1 protein-coding gene is annotated in these 1,185 nt (G+C 26.8%); it reads left to right on the top strand.

Annotated elements, in window-relative coordinates; genetic code table 11:
* The first annotated feature begins 128 nt into the window (after window positions 1-128).
* Window positions 129-1,076, top strand: coding sequence for a hypothetical protein (locus KHA90_RS25075; RefSeq protein ID WP_213308268.1), 948 nt, complete (start codon window positions 129-131; stop codon window positions 1,074-1,076).
* Window positions 1,077-1,185 lie beyond the last annotated feature (109 nt).

Raw genomic sequence — 1,185 nt, 5'->3', positions numbered from 1 at the left:
TTTGAGGTGGTCACTTTGAACCGGAATCAACTGATCTCTTTTACAAGAATAGGGTGGTCACTTTAAACCGGAATCAACTGATCTCTTTTACCGGAATGGTATGCTCACTTTTGCCAGAATTTGCAGTTTTGTATTTAGATTCTATAATTTTGTTGTCTGTAAATAAAAGTAATTTTACATATCCGGCGAAGGCTTATATTTTAAAAAGCGAATATTTATTATATGATAATTACTGGAATGAAGGGCTAATTAATTTGCTTAAAGCAGAGAAGTATTCAGAAAAAGAAAAAAATATAAAACAGAATAGTTTCATCAAACAGCAAATAGGTTTAATCAAGACTAATTTAGGCAAGTATGAAGAAGCGCTACCATTAGTAAGGCAGCATTATTATTATTTAAAATCAAATAATGATAATTCTTCAGATGAAATTAGTTATTCTACCTTTCTATTGTCTGACTTGTATAACAGATTGGGAAAGACTGACTCAGCGTTATTTTATAATAATGTACGTTTAAGAGAGATTAATAAAAAAGATCGTTACTATAAATATTTTATTCTTAGTAATGGAATTTCGTATCATTTAAAAAAGCAATACAAAACTAGTAACAATCTATTGGATAAGGTTATTTTATGGATTTATCCTTCTCCTGATAAATTAAATTTAGCGATTAGTTATTATTACAGAGGTAAAAATATTTTAGAAGGTGAAAACAATTTGCAAAAAGCTAAAATGTATTTCGAAAAAGTAGATTCTATAATGGTTATTTCTAACGAATATACTCCGGATATTAGAGACAATTATATTAATCTTATTGAGATTTCTAAAAAACTAAACGATGATAAGAAGCAATTGTATTACTTAAATCGTTTAATTGAAATAGATAAAAGCCTGAATAAAAATGATCATGTTTTATCTAAAAATGTAACCCAATATTATGATACCCCGCATCTGTTATTTGAAAAAGAAAAGATTATTTCTAAAATTAATAATGAAAAACGTTTATATGTACTCACGGTTGGCTTTATTTTTATTGTGTTAGTTTTTTCTTTATATTATTTCATTGTTGTCCGATAAAAAAAGAAGCCAAAAAGATGGCTTCTTTAAATGAATCGTAAATTTGTGTTTCGACATACAAAATACGATGAGTAAAAGTAATTATTTTTCTAGTAAATCTGTTTTCGGA

The organism is Flavobacterium psychroterrae (genome assembly GCF_018380615.1).
Classification (GTDB): Bacteria; Bacteroidota; Bacteroidia; order Flavobacteriales; family Flavobacteriaceae; genus Flavobacterium; species Flavobacterium psychroterrae.
This window is presented reverse-complemented; position numbering and strand designations above follow the sequence as displayed.